Below are 22,777 nucleotides of genomic sequence, written 5' to 3' on the forward strand. Positions count from 1 at the left end.
GGCCGCTGGTGAAGGGGGACGGTAGCTGACGGAGCGTCAGACGGCCAGGGTCTCGCGCGCCTCTTCGGCGGGGGCCTCGGGCGTGGCGGCGACCGCGGGCTTCGGCAGGACGACGTACAGCAGGCCGGAGACCACGATCGTGGCGACCCAGCCGAGGCCGTACTCGCCGACCGGGTTGTTCGCGGCGAGCGGGCCGGTGAACCAGTCCGACGTGGTGAACATCAGGCCGCCGACCAGGCCGACGGCCCACGCGGCGACGGCCGCCGGGCTGAAGCCGCCCTTGTACCAGTAGGCGCTGGTGCGGGTGGTGTCGACGAGCGCCTCGGCGTCGTACTCCTTGCGCCGCAGCATGTCGGCGCCGAAGACGCCGACCCAGGCCGAGAAGGCGACCGCGAGCAGCGAGAGGAAGGCGATGAACGAGCCCATGAAGCTGGTCGCGACGAGCATCAGGATGCCGCCGAAGATCAGCGAGATCAGCGCGTTGATCGAGACGGCCCAGTGGCGCGGGACCTTGAAGCCGAGGGTCTGGGCGGTGAAGCCCGCCGAGTACATCGACATCGAGTTGATCAGCAGCATGCCGACCAGGGCGATCAGGAGGTACGGGACCGCGATCCACAGCGGCAGGATCTCGCCGAGGAAGGAGACCGGGTCGGCGGCCGAGGCCAGGGAAGGCGTGGAGACCGCCATGACGGCGCCCATCAGGACCATCGGCAGGACGACGATGCCGGCGCCGCCGACGGAGTTGCGCACGATCGCGGCCGACGAGGCCGTGCGCGGCAGGTAGCGGGTGAAGTCCGGCGACGAGGGGATCCAGCTGACGCCGCCCGCGGCGATCAGGCCGATGCCGGCGAACATCAGCGACATCTTGCCCGCGGGCTGGTCGAAGACCCGGGACCAGTCGGTGTTGGCGATCAGGTAGACCAGCACGAGGACCGAGAAGAGGCCGAAGAGGTACGTCGCGTACTTGTTGCACTTCTGTACGGCGTTGATGCCGAGGCCGGAGATCACGAACGTCGTGACGACGAAGAGCAGCAGTGTGACGATGACCAGGACGTTGTTGCTCTTCACGCCGAAGAGGATGTCCAGGACGGTGAGCACGGCGTAGGCGCCCGTCACCGCGTTGATCGTCTCCCAGCCCCAGCGGGCGACCCAGATGAGCGAGCCCGGCAGCAGATTGCCGCGCTGGCCGAAGACCGCGCGCGACAGAGCCATGCCCGGGGCGCCGCCGCGCTTGCCGGCGATGCCGATCAGCCCGACGAGGCCGTACGAGACGACGGGGGCGGCGATCGCGACGACGAGCGCCTGCCAGAAGTTGAGCTTGAACGAGACGACCAGGCTCGCGCCCATCGTGAGCAGCAGCACACTGATGTTGGCGGCGACCCAGGTGGGGAACAGCTCACGGGTTCTGGCGGTGCGCTCGGACTCGGGGACGGGCTCGATGCCGCGGGTCTCGAGTGCGCCTTCGGTTTCGGCGGTCTTGCTCATGCGGTGGGGTTCCGTGCCTCTCGCTCGGCTCCGTCGGTACAGGCAGGAGAGCCGGTGGGGGGTGTGGGGAGGGGATGCATGGGACTCTACGCGCGTTGACCCATCCTCTTCCATCGTACTTTAGTCCGAGTAATGTCCTCAAGTGGCTTATGTTCTTTGGAGGAAGTCACAAGAGGCGTGCTCCCGGGGCCCATGGCTGATACTGGACCCGTTATGGAAATCGTCATCCTTGCTGTAGTCATCGCCGTGGTCGTGATCGGCGCACTCGGCGGGCTCGTGGTCGGCAGCCGCAGAAAGAAGCAGCTGCCCCCGCCGCCCCCCTCCGTGCCCGACATCACCGCCCCTCCGGCCGAGCCGCACGTCGGCGAAGAGGCCGAGACGCCGCGCGACGAACCCCGCCGCACGATCGAGGAGGTCGACCTCCCGCTCGTCGAGCCGGAGCCGTCAGCGCCCATCGCGGTGGAGGAGCCCCCGGCTCCGGCCGCGCCCGAGATCGAGGTCCCCGAGCCGACCGCCGGGCGCCTCGTGCGCCTGCGCGCCCGGCTCTCCCGCTCGCAGAACGCGCTCGGCAAGGGGCTGCTCACGCTCCTCGCGCGCGAGCACCTGGACGAGGACACCTGGGAGGAGATCGAGGACACCCTGCTCACCGCCGACGTCGGCGTGCAGCCCACGCAGGAGCTCGTCGACCGGCTGCGCGAGCGCGTCAAGGTGCTCGGCACCCGCACGCCCGACGAGCTGCGCGCGCTGCTGCGCGAGGAGCTGCTCCAGCTCCTCGTCCCCGAGTTCGACCGCTCGGTCAACACCGACTCGAACCTCGACACCCCGGGCATCGTGATGGTCGTCGGGGTCAACGGCACCGGCAAGACCACCACCACCGGCAAGCTCGCCCGCGTCCTGGTGGCCGACGGCAAGAACGTGGTGCTCGGCGCCGCCGACACCTTCCGCGCCGCCGCCGCCGACCAGCTCCAGACCTGGGGCGAGCGCGTCGGTGCCCGTACCGTGCGCGGCCCCGAGGGCGGCGACCCCGCGTCCATCGCCTTCGATGCCGTCAAGGAGGGCATCGAGGAGGGCGCCGACGTCGTGCTCATCGACACCGCGGGCCGGCTGCACACCAAGACCGGTCTCATGGACGAGCTCGGCAAGGTCAAGCGCGTCGTCGAGAAGCACGCCCCGCTCGACGAGGTCCTCCTCGTCCTCGACGCGACGACCGGCCAGAACGGCCTGGTGCAGGCCCGCGTCTTCGCCGAGGTCGTGGATGTCACCGGCATCGTGCTCACCAAGCTCGACGGCACGGCCAAGGGCGGCATCGTCATCGCCGTGCAGCGCGAGCTGGGCGTGCCGGTGAAGCTGATCGGCCTGGGCGAGGGCGCCGACGACCTGGCTCCGTTCGAGCCGGAGGCGTTCGTGGACGCGCTGATCGGCGAGTAGCCGTACGGACGTCCTCACGCACATGGAAGCGCCCGCTCCGCAGGGAGCGGGCGCTTCCATGTGCGTGAGGCCTAGACGGCCGGGGAGCGATGGGCCACGTATGCCAGGGTGCCGAGGACGAGGCGGGCCTGCGGGGGCTGGATCGCCGAGTCGAGTCCGGGGGAGCGCAGCCACCGGACGGGCCCGAGGCCGCCGCGGTCGGAGGGCGGGGCGGTGATGTGGGTGCCGGGGCCGAGCGCGTGCAGGTCGAGGGCCGCGTCGTCCCAGCCCATCCGGTAGAGCAGTGATCCGAGTTCGGCGGCGGAGCCAGGCGCGACGAAGAAGTGGGCGCGTCCCTCGGGCGTCGCCGTCACGGGGCCGAGCGGCAGCCCCATCCGCTCCAGGCGGACGAGCGCGCGACGGCCGGCCGCCTCGGGTACGTCGATGATGTCGAACGCGGTGCCGACGGGCAGCATCACCGCTGCGCCGGGGAACTGCTCCCAGATCTCGGCCACTTCGTCGAGGGTGGCCCCCGCAGGGACGGTCGGGGCGTGGTCGATGGGGTGGGCGCCGGGTCGGATGCAGTCCGCCTTGCCGCACGAGCAGGCACCGCCCGAGGCGCGTGCCCCCGGCACCGCCTCCCACCCCCAGAGGCCGGTGAACTCGGCCACCGTGGTGCAGTCCGACGTGCGGCCCGAAGTGCGGCCGCGGCGACGTGCGCCGGACCGGATGTCGAGAATCCCGCGGCTGCCGCCGATCGTGAAGCCCATGCCCCCTCCAACGGGTCCTGCGCACCGGTGGTTACGAGACGGAATCGGATCGTGACCCTCTGCTTCCACAGGACCGTGACCCGCCGGCTCGGGGCGGCTCCTGGTTGTTCCGCGGGTGGTGCGCCCGGTGCCGCACGCCCCGGCGTACACCGCTCCGCCCACTTTCGGCCGTCCTATGTCAAGTGAATCGTGTGTGGCGCTTCCCTAGTTCATTCGAAGGGGTGGCGAATGGTGGCGTTTCCGGGTTCGCCATGGCCGGAGGGGTGATCGTAGGATTACTTTCAGTACACAAGCCCCGAGTTGGACGCACTCTTGGGTATGCCGGAGGCAAGTCGGTTTCCTGTTCGAGGAGTGACAACCACCGGACGGGCGGCCGTAGTTGGCGGCATGCTGGTAGGGCTTGACGCACATCGCACCCCGCAGCAGCGGGGGTGGCGAAGAGGTGGCTTCAGGGATGGGGGCGTTCCAGTGGGCGGCAGCGACGGAAGCGTGACGAACGCTGAGAAGCGCCCCAATGAGCTGCTGAGCTCGTGGTTCCTGCGCAGCGGCTGGTCCAAGGGTGAGCTGGCGCGCCAAGTGAACCGTCGCGCCCGGCAGTTGGGCGCCAATCACATCTCCACGGACACCTCGCGCGTGCGCCGCTGGCTCGACGGCGAGAATCCGCGCGAGCCGATCCCCCGGATCCTGTCCGAGCTGTTCTCCGAGCGCTTCGGCTGCGTCGTGGCGGTCGAGGACCTCGGCCTGCGCGCCGCGCACCAGTCGCCCTCCGTGTCCGGCGTCGACCTGCCGTGGACGGGCCCGCAGACGGTGGCGCTGATCGGTGAGTTCTCCCGCAGCGACCTGATGCTGGCGCGCCGCGGATTCCTCGGCAGCGCCCTCGCGCTCTCCGCGGGGCCCGCACTCATCGAGCCCATGCAGCGCTGGCTCGTGCCCACCCCCGGGACGCCCGTGGTGGAGCCCGACCCGGCGTCCCTGCGCCGCGGGAACCGGCTCTCCAAGCCCGAGCTCGACCTCCTGGAGTCCACGACGGTCATGTTCCGTCAGTGGGACGCCCAGTGCGGCGGCGGGCTGCGCCGCAAGGCCGTCGTCGGCCAGCTGCACGAGGTGACCGACCTGCTCCAGGAGCCCCAGCCGGAGGCCACGACGAAGCGGCTCTTCAAGGTCGCGGCCGAGCTGGCCGAGCTGGCGGGCTGGATGAGCTACGACGTGGGTCTCCAGCCCACCGCCCAGAAATACTTCGTCCTCGCGCTGCACGCGGCCAAGGAGGCGGGCGACAAGCCGCTCGGCTCGTACGTCCTGTCCAGCATGAGCCGCCAGATGATCCACCTCGGCCGGCCCGACGACGCGCTGGAGCTCATCCACCTCGCGCAGTACGGCAGCCGCGACTGCGCCAGCCCGCGCACGCAGGCCATGCTGTATGCGATGGAGGCCCGCGCGTACGCGAACATCGGGCAGCCAGGCAAGTGCAAGCGGGCCGTGCGGATGGCCGAGGAGAACTTCCACGACGCCGACGACTGGGACGACCCGGACCCCGACTGGATCCGCTTCTTCTCCGAGGCCGAGCTGCACGGGGAGAACTCCCACTCGTACCGCGACCTCGCCTATGTGGCGGGCCGCAGCCCCACGTACGCCTCGATGTCCGAGCCCCTGATGCAGCGCGCCGTCGAGCTCTTCGAGAAGGACTCCGAGCACCAGCGGTCGTACGCGCTGAACCTGATCGGGATGGCCACCGTGCATCTGCTCCAGCGCGAGCCCGAGCAGTCCACGGTGCTCGCCGAGCAGGCCATGATCATCGCCAAGAAGGTGCGCTCCGAGCGGGTCAACACCCGCATCCGCAAGACCGTGGACACCGCTGTCCGTGAATTCGGGGACGTCGCCGAGGTCGCGCACCTCACCGACCAGCTCGCGATCCACCTGCCGGAGACCGCCGAAGCGGTCTGAACCCTTGTCCCCGGCCGCGGCCGGCCCTCCCGGACTGCCCGACTCGGCTCCCCCATTGCCAGGTCAACCGGATGGCCGCCGCGGCCGGTCTCGTTGGTTGCGTCACGATAACGATCGCCTCACCCCGTATCAGGCAGTTCATTGACGCGTAACACGCACGACCTCTTCGTCACTGCGGCGAAACATCGAGGGGCGCCCACGGAAACGGCGCTGCACCATTCTCTTGGCGCATAACCGGCCCGCCCCTCTTGACCGCACAGGCTTCGCCCGCACGGGGCCGTACCAACGACGAGGAGACGCCGATGCCCCCAGGCATCACGCTTGCCGCAGACACGCCCACGCTGTCTGCCGCCAACACAGGGTTCATGCTGATCTGTTCCGCCCTGGTGATGATCATGACGCCGGGACTCGCCTTCTTCTACGGAGGCATGGTCCGCGTCAAGTCCACCCTGAACATGCTGATGATGAGCTTCATCAGCCTCGGGATCGTCACGATCCTGTGGGTCCTCTACGGCTTCTCCGCCGCCTTCGGCACCGACCACGGCAGCCTCATCGGCTGGTCCTCGGACTACGTCGGGCTCAGCGGCATCGGCCTGACGCAGCTGTGGGACGGCTACACCATCCCGGTCTACGTCTTCGCAGTGTTCCAGCTGATGTTCGCGATCATCACCCCGGCGCTGATAAGTGGCGCGCTCGCCGACCGCGTGAAGTTCAGCGCCTGGGCGCTGTTCATCACCCTGTGGGCCACGCTCGTGTACTTCCCCGTCGCGCACTGGGTCTGGGGCACCGGTGGCTGGGCGTTCGACCTCGGCGTCATCGACTTCGCCGGCGGCACCGCGGTCCACATCAACGCGGGTGCGGCCGCTCTCGGTGTGATCCTCGTGATCGGCAAGCGCGTCGGCTTCAAGAAGGACCCGATGCGGCCCCACTCGCTGCCGCTGGTGATGCTGGGCGCCGGGCTGCTGTGGTTCGGCTGGTTCGGGTTCAACGCGGGCTCGTGGCTCGGCAACGACGACGGCGTCGGCGCGCTGATGTTCGTCAACACCCAGGTCGCCACCGCCGCCGCCATGCTCGCCTGGCTGATCTACGAGAAGATCCGGCACGGCGCGTTCACCACCCTGGGCGCCGCCTCCGGCGCGGTCGCCGGCCTCGTCGCGATCACCCCGTCCGGCGGCTCCTGCTCGCCGCTCGGCGCGATCGCCATCGGCGCCGTCGCGGGTGTCCTGTGCGCCATGGCCGTCGGCCTCAAGTACAAGTTCGGCTACGACGACTCCCTCGACGTCGTCGGCGTCCACCTCGTCGGCGGTGTCATCGGCTCGCTCCTCATCGGCTTCTTCGCCACCGGCGGCGGCCAGTCCGACGCGCAGGGCCTCTTCTACGGCGGCGGCCTGACCCAGCTGTGGAAGCAGCTCGCGGGCGTCGGCGCGGTCCTCGCGTACTCGCTCGTCGCCTCCGCGATCCTCGCCTTCCTGATCGACAAGGCGATCGGCATGCGGGTCAGCGAGGACGACGAGGTCTCCGGCATCGACCAGGTCGAACACGCCGAGACGGCGTACGACTTCAGCGGCGCGGGCGGCGGCACGGCCCCCCGTTCGGCCGCACCGGGCCCCGGACTCGTCGCCGAGTCGGCAGCGCAGACCAAGAAGGTGGACGCATGAAGCTCATCACGGCCGTCGTCAAGCCGCACCGGCTCGACGAGATCAAGGAAGCCCTCCAGGCCTTCGGCGTCCAGGGCCTGACCGTCACCGAGGCCAGCGGCTACGGCCGCCAGCGCGGCCACACCGAGGTCTACCGCGGCGCCGAGTACACCGTCGACCTCGTACCGAAGATCCGCATAGAGGTCCTCGTCGAGGACGACGACGCCGAACAGCTCATCGATGTCGTGGTCAAGGCCGCCAGGACCGGCAAGATCGGGGACGGCAAGGTCTGGGCCGCCCCGGTCGAGACAGCCGTCCGGGTCCGCACCGGTGAGCGCGGGCCGGACGCGCTGTAAAGGGAACAGAGGAGTCGCTGGGTGACGAGTGTGCATGTGCAGACCGGAAAATCGGACGACGACGATTCAGCACCCAGCGGCTATGCGGCGGCCCGGCTGCGCCTCCTCCAGGGTGAGGCGCAGTCCGGGCCGCCGCGCCGTTCGGCGCTCGCCGAGCTGACCGACGGCTGGCTCGCCGAACTGTTCACCGCCGGGGCGCGTGAGCTGACAGGGGTGTCCCTCGTCGCCGTCGGCGGCTACGGACGCGGCGAGCTGTCCCCGCGCAGCGACCTCGACCTGCTGCTCCTGCACGACGGCAGCGCGGGACCGGGCGCCATCGCCTCCCTCGCGGACCACGTCTGGTACCCCGTGTGGGACCTGGGACTCGCCCTCGACCACTCCGTCCGTACGCCCGCGGAGGCGCGTAAGACGGCGGGCGAGGACCTCAAGGTGCAGCTCGGCCTTCTCGACGCCCGGCACATCGCCGGCGACCTCGGCCTGACGGCGGGCCTGCGCACCGCCGTACTCGCCGACTGGCGCAACCAGGCGCCCAAACGCCTGCCCGAACTGCGCGACCTGTGCGACGAACGGGCCGAGCGCCAGGGCGAGTTGCAGTACCTGCTCGAACCCGATCTCAAGGAGGCCAGGGGCGGCCTCAGGGACGCCACCGCGCTGCGCGCCGTCGCCGCGTCATGGCTCGCGGACGCGCCCAGGGAAGGCCTCGCCGACGCGCGGCGCAGACTCCTCGACGTACGGGACGCCCTGCACCTGGCCACCGGCCGCGCCACCGACCGCCTCGCCCTCCAGGAACAGGACCAGGTCGCCGCCGAACTCGGCCTGCTCGACGCCGACACCCTGCTCCGCCAGGTCTACGAGGCCGCGCGCACCGTGTCGTACGCCAGTGACGTCACCTGGCGCGAGGTCGGGCGCGTGCTCAGGTCGCGGGCCGTGCGGCCGCGGCTGCGCGCCATGCTGGGCGGCGGGAGCAAGCCCGCCGCCGAGCGGTCGCCGCTCGCCGAGGGCGTCGTCGAGCAGGAGGGCGAGGCGGTCCTCGCCCGCGCCGCCAGGCCCGAGCGCGACCCCGTGCTGCCGCTGCGCGCCGCCGCGGCCGCCGCCCAGGCCGGCCTGCCGCTGTCCCTGCACGCCGTGCGCAGGATGGCCGCCGCCGCGCGCCCCCTGCCGACCCCGTGGCCCGCCGAGGCCCGCGAGCAGCTCGTGACGCTGCTCGGCGCGGGCCGGCCGACCGTCGAGGTCTGGGAGGCTCTGGAGGCCGAGGGCCTGATCACGCGGCTGCTGCCCGACTGGGAGCGGGTGCGGTGCCGGCCCCAGCGCAACGCCGTGCACACCTGGACGGTCGACCGGCACCTCGTCGAGACCGCGGTGCGCGCCGCCGAACTCACACGCCGCGTCGGCCGGCCCGACCTGCTGCTCGTCGCCGCGCTCCTGCACGACATCGGCAAGGGCTGGCCCGGCGACCACTCCGTGGCCGGCGAGATCATCGCGAAGGACGTGGCCGCGCGCATCGGCTTCGACCGCGCGGACGTCGCCGTCGTCGCCACCCTCGTACGCCACCACCTGCTGCTCATCGAGTCGGCGACGCGGCGCGATCTGGAAGACCCGGCGACGGTGCGGGCCGTTGCGGACGCGGTCGGGTCCGTGGGGACACTCGAGCTGCTGCATGCCCTGACGGAGGCGGACGCGCTCGCCACCGGGCCCGCGGCCTGGTCCTCGTGGCGCGGGTCGCTCGTCACCGACCTGGTCAAGCGGGTCGCCGCCGTCCTCGCGGGGGAGGACCCCGACGGCGGCGAAGGACCCGCCGCGGCCGAGCCGACCGCCGAACAGGAGCGGCTGGCCGTCGAGGCCTTCCGCACGGGCGGCCCGGTGCTGTCCCTGCGCGCGCAGACGGAGGTCCCCGCCGACCGGGACGCGGACGACGGCGAGGCCGCCCCCGCCGGTCTGGAGCCCCTCGGCGTCGAACTGCTCATCGCCGTCCCCGACCAGCCCGGCGTCCTGCCCGCCGTCGCCGGGGTGCTCGCCATGCACCGGCTCACGGTCCGCACGGCGGAGCTGCGCGCCCTGGACCTGCCCACCCAGGTGTCGGGCTCGGTCCTGCTCCTCGACTGGCGGGTCGCCGCCGAGTACGGGTCCCTGCCCCAGGCCGCACGGCTGCGCGCGGATCTCGTACGGGCCCTGGACGGCTCCCTGGACATCGCCGCCCGGCTCGCGGAGCGCGACGCCGCCTATCCGCGGCGGCGCGGCACCGTCGCGCCGCCGCCCCGGGTGACGGTCGCCCCCGCCGCCTCGCGGCACGCGACGGTGATCGAGGTGCGGGCGCAGGACGCACCGGGCCTGCTGCACCGCATCGGCCGGGCGCTGGAGACGGCGGACGTACGGGTGCGGTCCGCACATGTGTCGACCCTCGGGGCGAACGCGGTCGACGCGTTCTATGTCACGGGGGCCGAGGGGACCCCGCTCCCCGCGGCGGACGCGGCCGCGGTGGCGGGCGCGCTGGAAGGGGCGCTGCGGGGGTAGGGGGTGTCCGGCGGACACCCCCTAGCGGTGCCGGCGGGGAGACCGGCCTCTTGTGGCGCCGGTCTCCCCGGGAGCACTTCGTACGGCCTCGGGACGGCTTCGTACGAATGGGGTGGAGACCCCACTGGACACCTCCGGATACCCTGGAGGACGACCTGTCCGCCCGCCCTTCAACCCGAGGATTCGCGACCGCCGTGTTCGACACTCTTTCCGACCGCCTCGCAGCGACATTCAAGAACCTCCGCGGCAAGGGGCGCCTCAGCGAGGCGGACATCGATGCCACGGCGCGCGAGATCCGTATCGCCCTGCTCGAAGCGGACGTGGCCCTGCCCGTCGTCCGCGCCTTCATCAAGCAGGTCAAGGAGCGTGCGGCCGGCGCGGAGGTCTCCCAGGCGCTGAACCCCGCCCAGCAGGTCATCAAGATCGTCAACGAGGAGCTCATCGGCATCCTCGGCGGCGAGACCCGGCGCCTGCGGTTCGCCAAGAACCCGCCGACCGTGATCATGCTCGCGGGTCTCCAGGGTGCCGGTAAGACCACCCTCGCCGGAAAGCTCGGCCACTGGCTGAAGGGGCAGGGCCACGCGCCGCTGCTCGTCGCCTGTGACCTCCAGCGCCCGAACGCCGTGAACCAGCTGTCCGTCGTCGCCGAGCGCGCCGGCGTCGGCATCTACGCCCCCGAGCCGGGCAACGGCGTGGGCGACCCGGTCCAGGTCGCCAAGGACTCGGTCGAGTTCGCCCGGCAGAAGCAGTACGACGTCGTCATCGTCGACACCGCCGGCCGCCTGGGCATCGACCAGGAGCTGATGCAGCAGGCCGCGGACATCCGCGACGCCGTCTCGCCCGACGAGGTCCTCTTCGTCGTCGACGCCATGATCGGTCAGGACGCGGTCAACACCGCCGAGGCCTTCCGTGACGGCGTCGGCTTCGACGGCGTGGTGCTCTCCAAGCTCGACGGTGACGCCCGCGGTGGTGCCGCCCTGTCGATCGCGCACGTCACCGGCCGCCAGGTCATGTTCGCCTCGAACGGCGAGAAGCTGGACGACTTCGACGCGTTCCACCCGGACCGCATGGCGTCCCGCATCCTCGGCATGGGCGACATGCTCACGCTGATCGAGAAGGCCGAGCAGACCTTCTCGCAGCAGGAGGCCGAGAAGATGGCCTCCAAGCTGGCCTCCAAGAAGGGCCAGGACTTCACGCTCGACGACTTCCTGGCCCAGATGGAGCAGGTCAGGAAGATGGGGTCCATCTCCAAGCTGCTCGGGATGCTGCCCGGCATGGCGCAGATGAAGGACCAGATCAACAACCTCGACGAGCGCGACGTCGACCGCACGGCCGCCATCATCAAGTCGATGACCCCGGCCGAGCGCGCGGACGCCACGATCATCAACGGCTCGCGCCGTGCCCGTATCGCCCGTGGTTCGGGCGTCGAGGTCAGCGCGGTGAAGAACCTCGTCGAGAGGTTCTTCGAGGCCCGCAAGATGATGTCCCGCATGGCGCAGGGCGGCGGCATGCCGGGGATGCCCGGGATGCCGGGCATGGGCGGCGGTGCCGGCCGGCAGAAGAAGAAGCAGAAGCAGGCCAAGGGCAAGCAGCGCTCCGGCAACCCGATGAAGCGCAAGCAGCAGGAAGAGGAAGAGGCAGCGCGCCGCGAGGCCGCCGGACAGGGCGGCAACGCGTTCGGCCTGCCCGCCGGCGATCAGGACAAGAACTTCGAACTGCCCGACGAGTTCAAGAAGTTCATGGGCTGACCGGCCACTTCGTAGACATGCGTAAGTAGCCATGCGTAAGGGGCGCCCGCAATGGCGGGCGCCCCTTACGCATGGGCGGGTCGCGCGGCCCGCGCCGCCGCCTGACTGATCTCCGTGCCGTTCGCGAGCACCGCCGGATCGAGGCCGAGCGTCGCCGCGGCCGTCGCGCCCACGTCCGCCAGGCTGCCCGCGTCCGGCAGCAGTTCGACGCCGGCCGCACCCGGGCGGTGGACCAGGACCGGCACGAACTCCCGGGTGTGGAAGGCGTGGCCGATCGTCGGGTCGTTGCCGTGGTCGCCGGTCACGATCAGCCGGTCACCCGGACCGCCGAGCAGCGGGACGAGCGCCGCGAGCCCCGCGTCGACCTGCTCCAGGACCTGCCCGTACCGCTCCACGTCCTGCTGGTGCCCGGCCAGATCGCTCTCCTGCACATTGGCCACGACCAGGGCGTCCCCCTCGGCCCGGACGGCTTCGAGCGTGTACGCGAGCACGTCCGCGGTCGCCACCGCCGGGCGCCGGACCGCGTCGTCACAGGCCAGGATGTCCGCGGCCTTCCCGACGAGCGTGACGGGGATCCCGGCCCGCGCCGCCAGCTGAGGCAACTGCCGCGTGTGGTCGAGGCCCGCGCCGAGATGCCGCACCTCAAGGCCACCGTTGCGGTAGAAGCCGCTCGCCGGGGTGTCGAGACCGACCGTGCCGCCGTCCCCGTCGCGTACGAAATCGGAGAGCGGGCCGCTCGCGTGGCCGCCCACCGCGATCACCCGCGCGACGGGCGCCACCGCGCGCACCGTGCGCGCGACGGCGAGGATCCCGTCGAAGCCCGGATCGTCGAGGCGGCCCGAGGCGTTCCAGTTGATGCCCGGGTCGGCCTCCAGGTTGTCGTGCACCAGAACAACCCCGTCGACCACCAACAGGGGCCTGTGGTCGAGGAGTTCGACCCGGTGGCCCGCGGCCTCCAGGGCCGCCGTCACCTCGTCCAGGTGGTCGACGAGCCGCGCCACCGTCACCCGGCTGAAGTCCGCGCCCATCATCGTCTGGTGACCCGCGTAGGTGTCCGCGCCGGGGTAGCCGAGCCCGGCCCGGCCCGCCGCGACCGGTAGACGGGTGTGCGTCGCGAGGTCCGGGTGCGGATGGACCAGGCCGAGCCCGAGCGCACCCAGCGCGGGCAGCCGCAGGGGCCGTCCGAACGTCTCGCGGCACCGGTCGAGCACATGCCCGCAGGTGTCCGCCGCCAGGTCGCCGGGGCGCAGGGCTCCCGCGTCCGGCATGGCGCCGACACCGAATCCGTCGACGACGACGATGACGGTCCTGGCGCTCACAGGGCCCTCCCTTGCGCGTCGTACAGGCCGGTCAGGCGCGGCGAACCGGACGACAGGCCCGCCACCACCGCGACCGTGGAGCGGGTCACGAAGATCTGTGTGCGGAACGCGAGCAGCGCCGTGTCGCCCGCCGTGACCGCGTGGCCGGGGGCGGGCGCGTCGAGCAGCCGGTAGTAGTCGATGTTCTCCGCGGGCGCGTCCTGTACGGCAAGGCGCAGGCCGGTGCGCGGCAGGAGCGCCGATCCGATGTGCGCGCGGGGATAGAAACCGCCGCCGAAGACGGCGGGCCGGCCGTCGGCGAGGGTGTGGGCGACCTCGGTGACGTAGACGTACGCGGGCTTTTCGGGCCGGCCGGCGTCGCGGGCGTGCAGGGGGGTGGTGCCGGTGAGCGCGTGGCCCGGCTCGCCGTGGGTCGCGCCGTGTGAGGCGAGGAGGGGGAGGCAGGCCATGGAGGTGGCGCCCGGGGCGCTCAGCTTCAGGCCGGCATGTCCACGTGAGGCGAGCAACTCCCTTGCCTTGACGGCGAGTTCGAAGTTGGCCGTAGGGTGCGGTGTGCCCGTCACGGGGTCGCACAGGACGCACGGGAACGCCGTGACGCCCGCGATCCGCACCCCGGGCAACTTCTCGACGGCGGCCGCGAAGCCGTCGAGCGCGCCGAGCGGAACGCCGCCTTCCTGCCCGGGATAGACCGCACCCTCCGCCCCTTCCACGCGTACGAGGACGTCCTGGACGAAGTCCTGCGCGCGGGCCGTGTCCGAGACCGCGCGGGCGTTGTCGACGTCGAAGACGGTCACGGTCTCCGGCCGCCAGGCCAGCATCCCGGGCAGTGAGCGGCGCGGGATCTGCACGAGGTGACCGAGGTTCCCCGCCCGCGCGCCCGCCGCGTGCAGGGTGCGCGCCTCGGATGCGTCGATGGCCGCGTACTTCGGGATGTGGCGGGCGATCGCCCGGATCAGTTCGGGGTTGCGGCCGAGCTGCTTCACGACGAACCACAGGGTGAGGCCGAGCCGGTCGGCCTCGGCGGCGAGCAGCGCGGCGTTCGACTCGATCGCGTCGAGATCCATGACGTACGTGTCGGGCGGGACAGCACCCCGCCGGTGGAGGCCGGCCGCGGCGTCGGCGAGCTCGGGGTTGCGGGTGAGCAGACTGTCGAGGAACACGGTCAGTCGTCCTTTGCATGGTGCTTCAGTACGTCCGCGTGGTGCTTCGCTGCGTTCGTGTGGTGCTTCAGTACGTCCGCGTGGTCCTTCAGCGTGTCGAGGGAGCGGCGCAGGATGTCGATCACTAGGTCGGCGCCGGCCCGCATCGGATTGATCCGCACCGTCCACTCCGCGAGCCCGGGGGAGTCGTCCAGGGACGAGCTGGACATGCGGTAGAACAACGGCGCGATCTCGTAGCGGGAGTTGGAGCCGACGGGATAGGGCGCGGCGCCGAACCGGGCGGCCACAGCGGGGAGTCGGCGGGCCACGGGCCGGTCGAGGCGCACAAGCAGGCAGCGGTCCTGCGCGTTGGCGAGCCGCACTTCGGCGACCCCGTCCACCTCACCGGCGGCGAGCCGCTCGGCGACCTGTGCGCCCACCCGCGACTGCACCGCCCACATCACCGGCACGTGCGTCAGGGCGCGCAGCACGTCCAGCGCCTGATGGCCCTGGACCTGACCGCCGCCCGAGTAGTTGTCCGCCCGGACCCGCTCGACGAGGTCACGCGCCCCGATCACGATGCCCACGCCCTCGGGCCCGTGCAGTTTGAACAGCGAGAAGCAGGAGGCGTCCGCGCCGAGTTCGACACCTGACGCGGGCACGCGCAGCACGGCGTAGTTGTCGTCGACGACCGTGCGCACCCCGGCGGCCCGGCAGGCCGCGAGCACCTCGCCCGGGTCGTACGAGTCGCCGAGACGCTGCCGGGTGTGCTGGACGTACGCCCACCGGAAGCGCCCCGACGCGAGCGCCTCGCGCAGCGCGCCCAGGTCGTTGAAGTCGACCTCTTCGGTACGGACCCCGATACCGCGCAGCGTGACCTCGGTGGTCCGGTACACCGGCGCCTTGTGGATCAGCAGCGGATCGCCCGCGCTCACGGCGGCGTTCAGCGCGGCACGGATCGCTCCGGTGCCCGCGCCCTGGACGAACGCGGCGTCCTCGGCCCCGAAGAAGTCGGCGAGCACCGCCTCGGCCTTGGCGGTGGTGCGGGGCCGGCCGAGACCCGGCACGACGCCCGCGTCGGCGCCGAACAGCTCCTCGCCGGCGAAGTGCGCGGCGGTGCACTCGATCAGCCGGAACTGCCGGGCCATCGCCTCGTCGACCGGGATCGTGGCGAGGGGGAAGGTCTCGGGGAGCGCGGGTGCGCCGGGGGATGTGCGTGTCACGGTCAGATCTCCTCCACGCTCGCGCCGGTCAGGAAGCGCAGCGGATTGCGGCGCGTCATCAGGTCCACCAGCCCCTCGTCCACGCCCACGGCACGCGCCCGGGGCAGGAACGACCGGAACAGATGCCCGTAACCCTGACCGCCCTCGCGCTCCAGATAGCCGTGGCGCGAGATGTCGCAGCTGAGCAGGACACGGTCGGCGTAGCCGCCCTCCAGGAGGGCGAGCAGCAGCCGCAGCCGCACGTCGTCGCTCTGGTAGTTCTCCTTGCCGACCGTGTCGAACGCGACGTACGCGCCGCTCGCGGCCAGCTCCTTGTGCACGGCCGGATCGTCGAGGAGATCCTGGTGGCCGACCGAGATCCGGTGCGGGGCGAGGCCCTCACCGGTGAGCAGTTCCAGCTGGGCGAGCCCGCCGCGGCCGAGCTGCGCGTGCGTGGCGACCGACAGTCCCGTGGCGACGGCGGCACGGGCCGCCGCCCGCAGCACACGCGACTCGGGCTCGCTGGGCACGTCACCGTGGCTGCCGACCTCGCCGAGCACCCCCGGCCGGATGCCCGTTGCGCCGAGACCGCCGTCGATCTCGCCGATCAGGGTGTCGGCCAGCTGCCCGACCTCCGCGCCGGCCAGCTCGGGCGGGTGGAACGGCTCGTAGTACCAGCCGGTGGCCGCGACGACGGCGACCTGTGCGCCCCGGGAGATCCGGGCCAGCGCGCGCGGGTCGCGCCCCATGCCGCGGCAGGTCAGCTCGATCACCAGGGAGAGACCGAACTCCTCGCGCAGGGCGGCCAGTTCGGCCGTGGCGGCCGGTCCGTGCGCCTCGGCGTCCAGGACCGCGCCGCCGTCGCCGCGCCGGTCCAGGTCGAGCACCAGATGCTCATGGGCGAGAGCCGGGCCACGTACGGCAGCCGCGGGAAGGGGACCGGTGACGGTGTGGACGAGGGGCGGGGTGTGCATGGCGCGGTGGGCTCCCTTCCTGGCGTACGTACCCGGTGTCAGCTCTTGATCGGCGTGAACAGGTCGAGCCAGTACAGGAGGTTGAGCAGGATGCCGCCGACGATCACCGCGGCGGGAGCGGCCGCCATCCGTACGACCGGCCGGCCCATCGCCTCGTTCAGCAGGTAGAGCCCGCCGACGACGAGGATGCCGAGACCGGCGCCCATGGCGTTGGCCGCCATCAGCGAGCCGAAGAGGATCGCCAGCTGGAGCGTGTCGGTGATGGCGCTGCGCAGATGCTCCGACGAGTCGCGCACGCTCGGCAGCCTGCCGAGGAACTTGCCGATGGAGGAGAGGGCGAGCACCTCGACGGCGAAGACGGCCGCGCCGACGATCGCCGCGAGGAACGGGTTCGGCAGCAGATAGCCGATGGGGTAGACGAGCGTGAAGCCCGCGATGCCGTACGCCCCCGAAGCGAGCGCGGTCGTCGCGATCAGCGGGATGAAGCCGAACACCCGGTAGAAGTCCACCTGGGCGGCCTCGCTGTAGTGCCCCTTCGCGATCAGGAAGCTGGTGGCCTCACCACCGCCGAATATGTGCATCTGCGCGAGCACACAGACACCCGCGCCGAGCACCATGAACAGCGGCAGGAACGTGCGCAGTCTCGCCGCGCTCGCGCTGAACAGCGACGCCATCGGGTCGTCCGCGAGGGCCGCTTCCTCGACGGCGCCGCCCTCGGCCCGTTCGGCCTTGCGCTCGCGGACGTCCTTGGCGATGGCGAGGCCGATGAGCATCAGGACACCGACCGCCATGGCGAGCGCGCCCGCGAACATGTTCGGCCAGATCTTCATCGTCATCACGACCAGGGCCAGTTCGAGGACGCCCGCGACGCCGCCCCACACGCGCCCGAACTGCTTGGTGATCGCCAGTACCGGGAACAGCGTGAACAGGAACAGGATCGGCGTCGACATCTGCTGCATCGCGGTGAGGAAGTCGACCGGCAGGTCGTGAGCCACGTCGTTCGCCCCGTTCAGACCGAACACGACGACGGCGCCCCAGGCACCGCCCAGGACCGGCGCGATCCACTTCTTCGGCGCGAGCAGCCCGAGGATGTCCGTGGGCAGGAACAGCAGCCATGGGTTGAGTACCCCGGTGGACAGGGCCATGGGCGCGCCGAGCCCGAAGATGAACCCGGCGGAGAGCCCGAAGGAGACCGCGGTGGTGGCGCTGCGGGTCGACCGGCCCCGGACGAAGTCCAGCATGAACGGGCGTACGCCGTCGTTGAAGACGGCCAGCGCCATGTGCGAGATGAACGCGGTCAGCGCGCACAGGGCGATCACGGTCAGCTGCTGCGCCAGAGAGAAGTCAAGGTTCGCGCCGGCGGCGAGTGTGGTGCTCACGGGGCTCACAGGGCTCACGGGGTCTCCTTCGTGCCCGGGGCGGAGGTGCCTGGTGTGATCAGGGGCGTGCGGCGATGGCGCGGGCGAGCAGCGGTGCGATGACGTCGATCTGGTCCATGGAGAAGCCGAAGACCTGCTTGCCCTGGTCGAGCAGGGCAGTGACCTCGTCCTCGGTCGGTACGGAACGCCCGAAGGTGTGGCACGCCGACTGCCCCATGAGCCCGACGAGGACGCCGAGAGAGGCGCCGGCGCCGGTGTGACAGGTGCCGAGGTAGAAGTCGGCCTGGCCCGCGCGGAGCTTCATCGCGGCGTCCATGTCGTTGGAGACGGCGATGTCGACGCCGTCGAGAGCGAGCGCCTCGACGGTCCCGGTGACCTCGACCTTGCCTACGCCACCGGTGAGGATCTTTGTCATGGGGTGGTCCTTGGGGGTGGGGAGTCGGGTGATGGATGTCCGGTTGATGGCTGTCCCGCCAGCACCGCAAGATGCATGGCCAGGAAATTGACCTCGGAGTCGGGCAGCGTGGCGCCGAGCTGTTCGCAGGCGCGGGCGGCGACCTCGCGGGCGCCGGCCACGGCCCAGGGGTGGCCGGCCAGTTCCGCGGCGACCTGTTCGTCGGTCAGGAACTGCTCGATCGGCTCCCCGCCGACGAGCCGGGTCAGCGCCATCATCAGATGGCTGGTGAGCATGCCGGCGGTCTGCTCGGTGACCTCGTGTCCGCGGGCCGCGAGGGCGGCGAGTTCGGCGCTCACGAAGTCGGCGACCTCGGGCCTGACCTGGCCGCCCTCGCGGAACAGCCTGATGCGGAGCGCGAGTTGGTCGTCCATGGGACCTCCTTCCGGGTTCAGGCGGGAAGGGGGCGGACGAATCCGCCGAGCCCCACCCCGCCGGTTCAGGCCGAGCCCCGGCCCGGCCGGTTCAGTACGACGGCACGCGCTCGCCCCGCAGCACCTCGGCCTGCAGTGCCGTCACCGTCGACAGGTCGACCGCGTCCCGTACGGCGGAGAGCGCCTTCGCGCCCTCGGTCCTGCCGATGATCGCCGCGCTGGAGTTGCGCAGGGACAGACCGCGGGTGACCTCGTCGTCCAGCGGCAGCACCTCGCCGCCCATCCCCGTCCGGCCCTGCACCTCGTCCAGGTTCCAGACGGTGGCGTCGGCCAGCTTCTGCGCGAACAGGTCCCGCAGCTGCATGTACGAGGACTCGACCCACTCGATGTCGCTGCGCCCGGCGAACGCGCGCTCGGCGAGCATCCGCTGGTCCTCCGAGGTGGGGTCCACGGCGACCCGCAGGCCGGGTGCGTCGAGCGAGGCGCCCTCGCGCAGCAGCAGCCCGTGCGCTCCGACGTACGTGGCCGGGCCCAGATCGGCGACGAGTGCGATCCGGCCGGGGTGCTCCTCGATCAGCCGGTCGGCGGCGAAGCGCGACAGCACCACGAGGTCGGCCTTGCCTTCGAGCAGGGCCGTGGTCCGGGCGCCCGCGCCACGCATGAACGTGATCGCGAAGGGGGTGCCCGCCTCCTCGAAGGCGGCACGCAGGCCGGTGGCCAGGCCCTCGTAGCGGCGGGAGTAGGGGAGGGGCATCGCGGCGAGCAGGGTGCCGAGGCCGGAGAGGCGCCAGAGTACGGAGCGCTCGGAGCGGACCAGGAAGGTGCCGAGGTGGCCGCGCGCGGCCGTCTCGATGGCGCCCGACTCCTCCAGGAGCCGCAGGGCGGCCTGGACCGTGCCGTTTCCGCACCCCAGCTCCTCGGCGAAGTCGCGGACCCGGGGCAGTCGTGTGTCGGGCTCGTGGTTGAGCAGCAGGACCGCGAGCCGGCGGGCCGCGAGGCCGTTGCGCGTGAGGAAGCGCTCGTCGAAACCGTTCACGGCCCGGACAGTAACCAGGATTCTGGATACTGGCAAGGGTCCCGGATGTGTGCGGTCATGGGCGGGAGGTGTGACGGCAGGAGGAGAGCAGGCGTGGCCAACCCCGTACCCCCGCGCGACCGGACCGACCAGCCGTGGCGCTCCGAGGGGGCGCCGCCTCCGCAGCCCGCGAAGCCGCCCAGGAAGAAGATGCCGGGCGGCTGGGGCGGCCTCGTCCTCACCGCCCTGGTCGTCTACCTCATCGCCAACCTCGTGCTGTCGTTCTTCAACCAGGGCGGCGAGCCGACTATCTCGTACACCGAGTTCAGCAAGCAGGTCGCCGACAACAACGTCACCAAGATCTACTCCAAGGGCGACGCGATCCAGGGCCAGCTGAAGAAGGAGCGGCCGACCCCGGACGGCAGTGACGGCGCGGGCAAGAACTACACCAAGTTCAAGACGCAGCGGCCGTCCTTCGCGGACGACGCCCTCTGGGCGAACCTGGAGAAGCACAACGTCACCGTGACGGCCTCACCGGTCGTCCAGGAGCGCAGCTTCCTCTCCAACCTCCTCCTCTCGCTCGCCCCGATGTTCCTGCTCGTCGTGCTGTGGATCTTCATCGCGCGGCGGATGCGGCAGGGCATGGGCGGCGGGATGGGCGGCGGCATGCTCGGGCGCAAACAGCCGCCCAAGCCGGTCGAACTGCAGCCCGGCACCAAACGGACCACGTTCGCCGACGTCGCCGGCATCGACGAGGTCGAGGGAGAGCTCAACGACGTCGTCGACTTCCTCAAGAACCCCGACGCCTACCGCGAGATGGGCGCGAAGATGCCCCGCGGCGTCCTCCTGTCGGGCCCCCCGGGAACCGGCAAGACCCTCCTGGCCCGCGCCGTCGCGGGCGAGGCCGGGGTCCCGTTCTTCTCCGCGTCCGCCTCCGAGTTCATCGAGATGATCGTCGGGGTCGGCGCCTCGCGCGTACGGGAACTCTTCGCCGAGGCGCGCAAGGTGGCACCCTCGATCATCTTCATCGACGAGATCGACACCATCGGCCGGGCCCGCGGCGGCGGCTCGGCCATGGGCGGCCACGACGAGCGCGAGCAGACGCTCAACCAGATCCTCACCGAGATGGACGGCTTCTCGGGATCCGAGGGCGTCATCGTCATCGCGGCCACCAACCGGGCCGACGTCCTCGATCCGGCCCTCACCCGCCCCGGCCGTTTCGACCGCATCGTGACCGTCAGCCCGCCCGACCGCGGCGGCCGCGAGGCCATCCTCAAGATCCACACCCGGGAGATCCCGCTCGCCTCCGACGTGGACCTGCTCCAGGTCGCCCGCACGACCCCGGGCATGACCGGCGCCGACCTCGCCAACCTCACCAACGAGGCCGCCCTCCTCGCCGTCAAACGCCAGCAGAAGACCGTCACCCAGACCGACCTCTCCCAGGCCCTGGAAAAGGTCCAACTGGGCGCCGAACGGCCCCTCGTCATGCCGGAGGAGGAACGCCGCCGCACCGCCTACCACGAGAGCGGCCACGCCCTGCTCGGCATGCTCCAGCCAGGCGCCGACCCCGTCCGCAAGATCACCATCGTGCCGCGCGGCCGCGCACTCGGCGTCACCCTCTCCACGCCCGACGCCGACCGATACGCCTACACGGAGGAGTACCTGCGCGGCCGCATCATCGGCGCGCTCGGCGGCATGGCGGCCGAACACGTCGTATACGGAGTGGTCACCACCGGCGCCGAGAACGACCTCGAACAGGTCACCAACATCGCGCGCGGAATGGTCGCCCGCTGGGGCATGAGCGACCGCATCGGCCGCCTCTCCGCCCTGCCGAGCGACGTCCAGCAGGCGTACGGGCTCTCCGCCGCGCCGCACACCCTCGACACCATCGACCACGAGATGCGCCGCATCGTCGACGAGTGCTACGAGGAGGCCTGCACCAAACTCCGAGACCACCGCGGCCAGTTGGACGCCCTGGCCGCGGCGCTCCTCGTGAACGAGACCCTCGACGAGGCGGAGGCCTACCGCGTCGCCGGCGTCGTCCGCCTCACCAAGGGCGAGGAGGCGCAGGAGAGCCAGGACTCTCTGGACGCTCGGGACGCGCAGGACACGGATGGCCCCGGGACGGCGACGGACCGGTGATGCCCGTCATGGAGTGCGCGCGATCACGTAGCGGAACACGTTCGGCATCCATATCGTCCCGTCCCGCCGCTGATGCGGGTGCAGTGCCTCCGTCACCTCCTTCTCGACCTGGGACCGGTCCGTCGCGCCGATCGCCGCGTCGAAGAGCCCCGTCGACAGCAGGCCGCGCACGGCGCTGTCCACATCCGCGTAGCCGAACGGGCAGGCGACCCGGCCCGAGCCGTCCGGCCTCAGCCCGGCCCGGTGCGTGACCTCCTCCAGGTCGTCGCGGAGCGCGGGCCGCCAACTGCCCGTGCTGCGCAGCGGATCGGCGAGCTTCGCCGCGACCCTGAGGACCGACGACGTCGCGCACCGCTCCGGCGGCCCCCATCCGGCCAGCACCACGGGAGTGCCCCGCTCCGCGAACGCCGACGCCGACTCCAGGAGCGCGCCCAGCCCGTCGGAGTCGCCCGCCACGCAGCCGATCGGCTGGAACGCGGTGATCAGGTTGTACGGCGGGTCGTCCGGCTGTGCCGCGTCCGCGGGACCCCCTTCGGTCAGTCGCGTGTCGCCACGCGCGTGTGTGCCCCGCGTCTCGCCCTGGAGACGCTCTCTGGCCAGTGCGAGCCGCTCGGGCTCGGCCGCTTCGACGCCCGTGACCGCCGCGCCTCGCGACGCCGCCATCAAAAGGGCGAGCCCCGAGCCGCAGCCGAGGCCGAGAAGCCGGGTGCCGGCCGCCCGGCCGACCTCCAGTCGTTCGTAGACCGCTTCGTAGAGCGGGACCAGCATCCGTTCCTGTATCTCCGCCCAGTCACGCGCGCGTGCGCACAGGTCCACGTGGGGCACGCGCCCCGCATGGGGGAGGTGCCGCTGCACGAGCGTAGGTGTCATCGAAAGCGCCCCAATCCGCCGAGAGTTGCTGCTGTGGCGTGTTCCTGCGGTTCA

General features: G+C 71.5%; 18 protein-coding genes. 7 read left to right on the top strand and 11 right to left on the bottom strand.

Features of this window, described 5'->3' with window-relative positions; genetic code table 11:
• Positions 1–36: 36 nt before the first annotated feature.
• Complete coding sequence (locus tag ACIPWY_RS23830) at positions 37–1,485, bottom strand: cytosine permease (protein ID WP_362904812.1); 1,449 nt, start codon at positions 1,483–1,485, stop codon at positions 37–39.
• 213 nt (positions 1,486–1,698) lie between these two features.
• On the opposite strand from ACIPWY_RS23830, the gene ftsY reads away from it, so the two are divergent.
• Positions 1,699–2,913, top strand: a complete 1,215-nt coding sequence (gene ftsY, locus ACIPWY_RS23835) for a signal recognition particle-docking protein FtsY (RefSeq protein ID WP_362904814.1) — start codon at positions 1,699–1,701, stop codon at positions 2,911–2,913.
• A 71-nt stretch (positions 2,914–2,984) separates the two neighbouring features.
• Here the strand turns inward: ftsY and ACIPWY_RS23840 are convergent, their stop codons facing one another.
• A complete protein-coding gene (locus ACIPWY_RS23840) occupies positions 2,985–3,662 on the bottom strand; it encodes a bifunctional DNA primase/polymerase (protein WP_393705002.1) in 678 nt (225 codons plus the stop codon).
• Positions 3,663–4,130: 468 nt separating this feature from the next.
• Here ACIPWY_RS23840 and ACIPWY_RS23845 point away from each other — a divergent pair, with 468 nt between their 5' ends.
• The 5 genes from ACIPWY_RS23845 to ffh all read left to right on the top strand — a co-directional run bounded on the left by ACIPWY_RS23845 (position 4,131) and on the right by ffh (position 11,855).
• Entirely contained in the window at positions 4,131–5,603 is a 1,473-nt protein-coding gene (locus ACIPWY_RS23845; protein ID WP_362904818.1) for a hypothetical protein, read from the top strand.
• Positions 5,604–5,905: 302 nt separating this feature from the next.
• Positions 5,906–7,261, top strand: a complete 1,356-nt coding sequence (locus ACIPWY_RS23850) for an ammonium transporter (protein ID WP_362904820.1) — start codon at positions 5,906–5,908, stop codon at positions 7,259–7,261.
• Positions 7,258–7,596 carry a P-II family nitrogen regulator gene (locus ACIPWY_RS23855; RefSeq protein WP_362904822.1) on the top strand — a complete coding sequence of 113 codons (339 nt, stop codon included), beginning with the start codon at positions 7,258–7,260 and terminating at the stop codon, positions 7,594–7,596. The genes ACIPWY_RS23850 and ACIPWY_RS23855 overlap by 4 nt, the downstream gene beginning before the upstream one ends.
• 30 nt (positions 7,597–7,626) lie before the next feature.
• Positions 7,627–10,107: a [protein-PII] uridylyltransferase gene (locus tag ACIPWY_RS23860; RefSeq protein WP_393705116.1), complete on the top strand. Its 2,481-nt coding sequence runs from the start codon at positions 7,627–7,629 to the stop codon at positions 10,105–10,107.
• 194 nt (positions 10,108–10,301) lie between these two features.
• Positions 10,302–11,855, top strand: a complete 1,554-nt coding sequence (ffh, locus tag ACIPWY_RS23865) for a signal recognition particle protein (RefSeq protein WP_362904826.1) — start codon at positions 10,302–10,304, stop codon at positions 11,853–11,855.
• A gap of 65 nt (positions 11,856–11,920) precedes the next feature.
• Here ffh and ACIPWY_RS23870 read toward each other — a convergent pair whose 3' ends face one another.
• The 8 genes from ACIPWY_RS23870 to yhfZ form a co-directional block, all read right to left on the bottom strand.
• On the bottom strand, positions 11,921–13,174 hold the full coding sequence (locus ACIPWY_RS23870; protein ID WP_401534843.1) for a phosphopentomutase: 1,254 nt from the start codon (positions 13,172–13,174) through the stop codon (positions 11,921–11,923).
• On the bottom strand, positions 13,171–14,334 hold the full coding sequence (locus ACIPWY_RS23875; protein ID WP_401534846.1) for an alanine racemase: 1,164 nt from the start codon (positions 14,332–14,334) through the stop codon (positions 13,171–13,173). Before ACIPWY_RS23875 ends, ACIPWY_RS23870 begins: the two co-directional genes overlap by 4 nt.
• Positions 14,335–14,336: 2 nt before the next feature.
• Positions 14,337–15,461, bottom strand: a complete 1,125-nt coding sequence (locus ACIPWY_RS23880; RefSeq protein ID WP_401534972.1) for an aminotransferase class V-fold PLP-dependent enzyme — start codon at positions 15,459–15,461, stop codon at positions 14,337–14,339.
• 77 nt (positions 15,462–15,538) lie between these two features.
• A complete protein-coding gene (locus tag ACIPWY_RS23885) occupies positions 15,539–16,489 on the bottom strand; it encodes a phosphotriesterase (RefSeq protein WP_401534849.1) in 951 nt (316 codons plus the stop codon).
• Between the two features lie 38 nt (positions 16,490–16,527).
• Positions 16,528–17,868 carry a YhfT family protein gene (locus ACIPWY_RS23890; protein WP_401534974.1) on the bottom strand — a complete coding sequence of 447 codons (1,341 nt, stop codon included), beginning with the start codon at positions 17,866–17,868 and terminating at the stop codon, positions 16,528–16,530.
• 58 nt (positions 17,869–17,926) lie between these two features.
• On the bottom strand, positions 17,927–18,283 hold the full coding sequence (locus ACIPWY_RS23895; protein ID WP_362904834.1) for a DUF2620 domain-containing protein: 357 nt from the start codon (positions 18,281–18,283) through the stop codon (positions 17,927–17,929).
• On the bottom strand, positions 18,280–18,696 hold the full coding sequence (locus ACIPWY_RS23900; protein WP_362904836.1) for a PRD domain-containing protein: 417 nt from the start codon (positions 18,694–18,696) through the stop codon (positions 18,280–18,282). Before ACIPWY_RS23900 ends, ACIPWY_RS23895 begins: the two co-directional genes overlap by 4 nt.
• A 91-nt stretch (positions 18,697–18,787) precedes the next feature.
• Positions 18,788–19,732, bottom strand: a complete 945-nt coding sequence (gene yhfZ, locus ACIPWY_RS23905) for a GntR family transcriptional regulator YhfZ (RefSeq protein WP_362904838.1) — start codon at positions 19,730–19,732, stop codon at positions 18,788–18,790.
• A 93-nt stretch (positions 19,733–19,825) separates the two neighbouring features.
• Here yhfZ and ftsH point away from each other — a divergent pair, with 93 nt between their 5' ends.
• Positions 19,826–21,853 carry an ATP-dependent zinc metalloprotease FtsH gene (ftsH, locus tag ACIPWY_RS23910; protein ID WP_362904840.1) on the top strand — a complete coding sequence of 676 codons (2,028 nt, stop codon included), beginning with the start codon at positions 19,826–19,828 and terminating at the stop codon, positions 21,851–21,853.
• A 6-nt stretch (positions 21,854–21,859) separates the two neighbouring features.
• On the opposite strand, the gene ACIPWY_RS23915 is transcribed toward ftsH, so the two are convergent.
• Positions 21,860–22,723, bottom strand: a complete 864-nt coding sequence (locus ACIPWY_RS23915; protein WP_362904842.1) for an SAM-dependent methyltransferase — start codon at positions 22,721–22,723, stop codon at positions 21,860–21,862.
• Positions 22,724–22,777 lie beyond the last annotated feature (54 nt).

This window comes from Streptomyces sp. NPDC090032 (assembly GCF_044748025.1).
Taxonomy (GTDB): Bacteria; Actinomycetota; Actinomycetes; order Streptomycetales; family Streptomycetaceae; genus Streptomyces.

What these genes read in the sequence shown, in the direction of transcription:
- ACIPWY_RS23830 (WP_362904812.1), bottom strand. Translation starts at nt 1,485, where the DNA reads ATGAGCAAGACCGCCGAAACCGAAGGCGCACTCGAGACCCGCGGCATC.
- ftsY (WP_362904814.1), top strand. Translation starts at nt 1,699, where the DNA reads ATGGAAATCGTCATCCTTGCTGTAGTCATCGCCGTGGTCGTGATCGGC.
- ACIPWY_RS23840 (WP_393705002.1), bottom strand. Translation starts at nt 3,662, where the DNA reads ATGGGCTTCACGATCGGCGGCAGCCGCGGGATTCTCGACATCCGGTCC.
- ACIPWY_RS23850 (WP_362904820.1), top strand. Translation starts at nt 5,906, where the DNA reads ATGCCCCCAGGCATCACGCTTGCCGCAGACACGCCCACGCTGTCTGCC.
- ACIPWY_RS23855 (WP_362904822.1), top strand. Translation starts at nt 7,258, where the DNA reads ATGAAGCTCATCACGGCCGTCGTCAAGCCGCACCGGCTCGACGAGATC.
- ACIPWY_RS23880 (WP_401534972.1), bottom strand. Translation starts at nt 15,461, where the DNA reads ATGGCCCGGCAGTTCCGGCTGATCGAGTGCACCGCCGCGCACTTCGCC.
- ACIPWY_RS23885 (WP_401534849.1), bottom strand. Translation starts at nt 16,489, where the DNA reads ATGCACACCCCGCCCCTCGTCCACACCGTCACCGGTCCCCTTCCCGCG.
- ACIPWY_RS23895 (WP_362904834.1), bottom strand. Translation starts at nt 18,283, where the DNA reads ATGACAAAGATCCTCACCGGTGGCGTAGGCAAGGTCGAGGTCACCGGG.
- ACIPWY_RS23900 (WP_362904836.1), bottom strand. Translation starts at nt 18,696, where the DNA reads ATGGACGACCAACTCGCGCTCCGCATCAGGCTGTTCCGCGAGGGCGGC.
- ACIPWY_RS23915 (WP_362904842.1), bottom strand. Translation starts at nt 22,723, where the DNA reads ATGACACCTACGCTCGTGCAGCGGCACCTCCCCCATGCGGGGCGCGTG.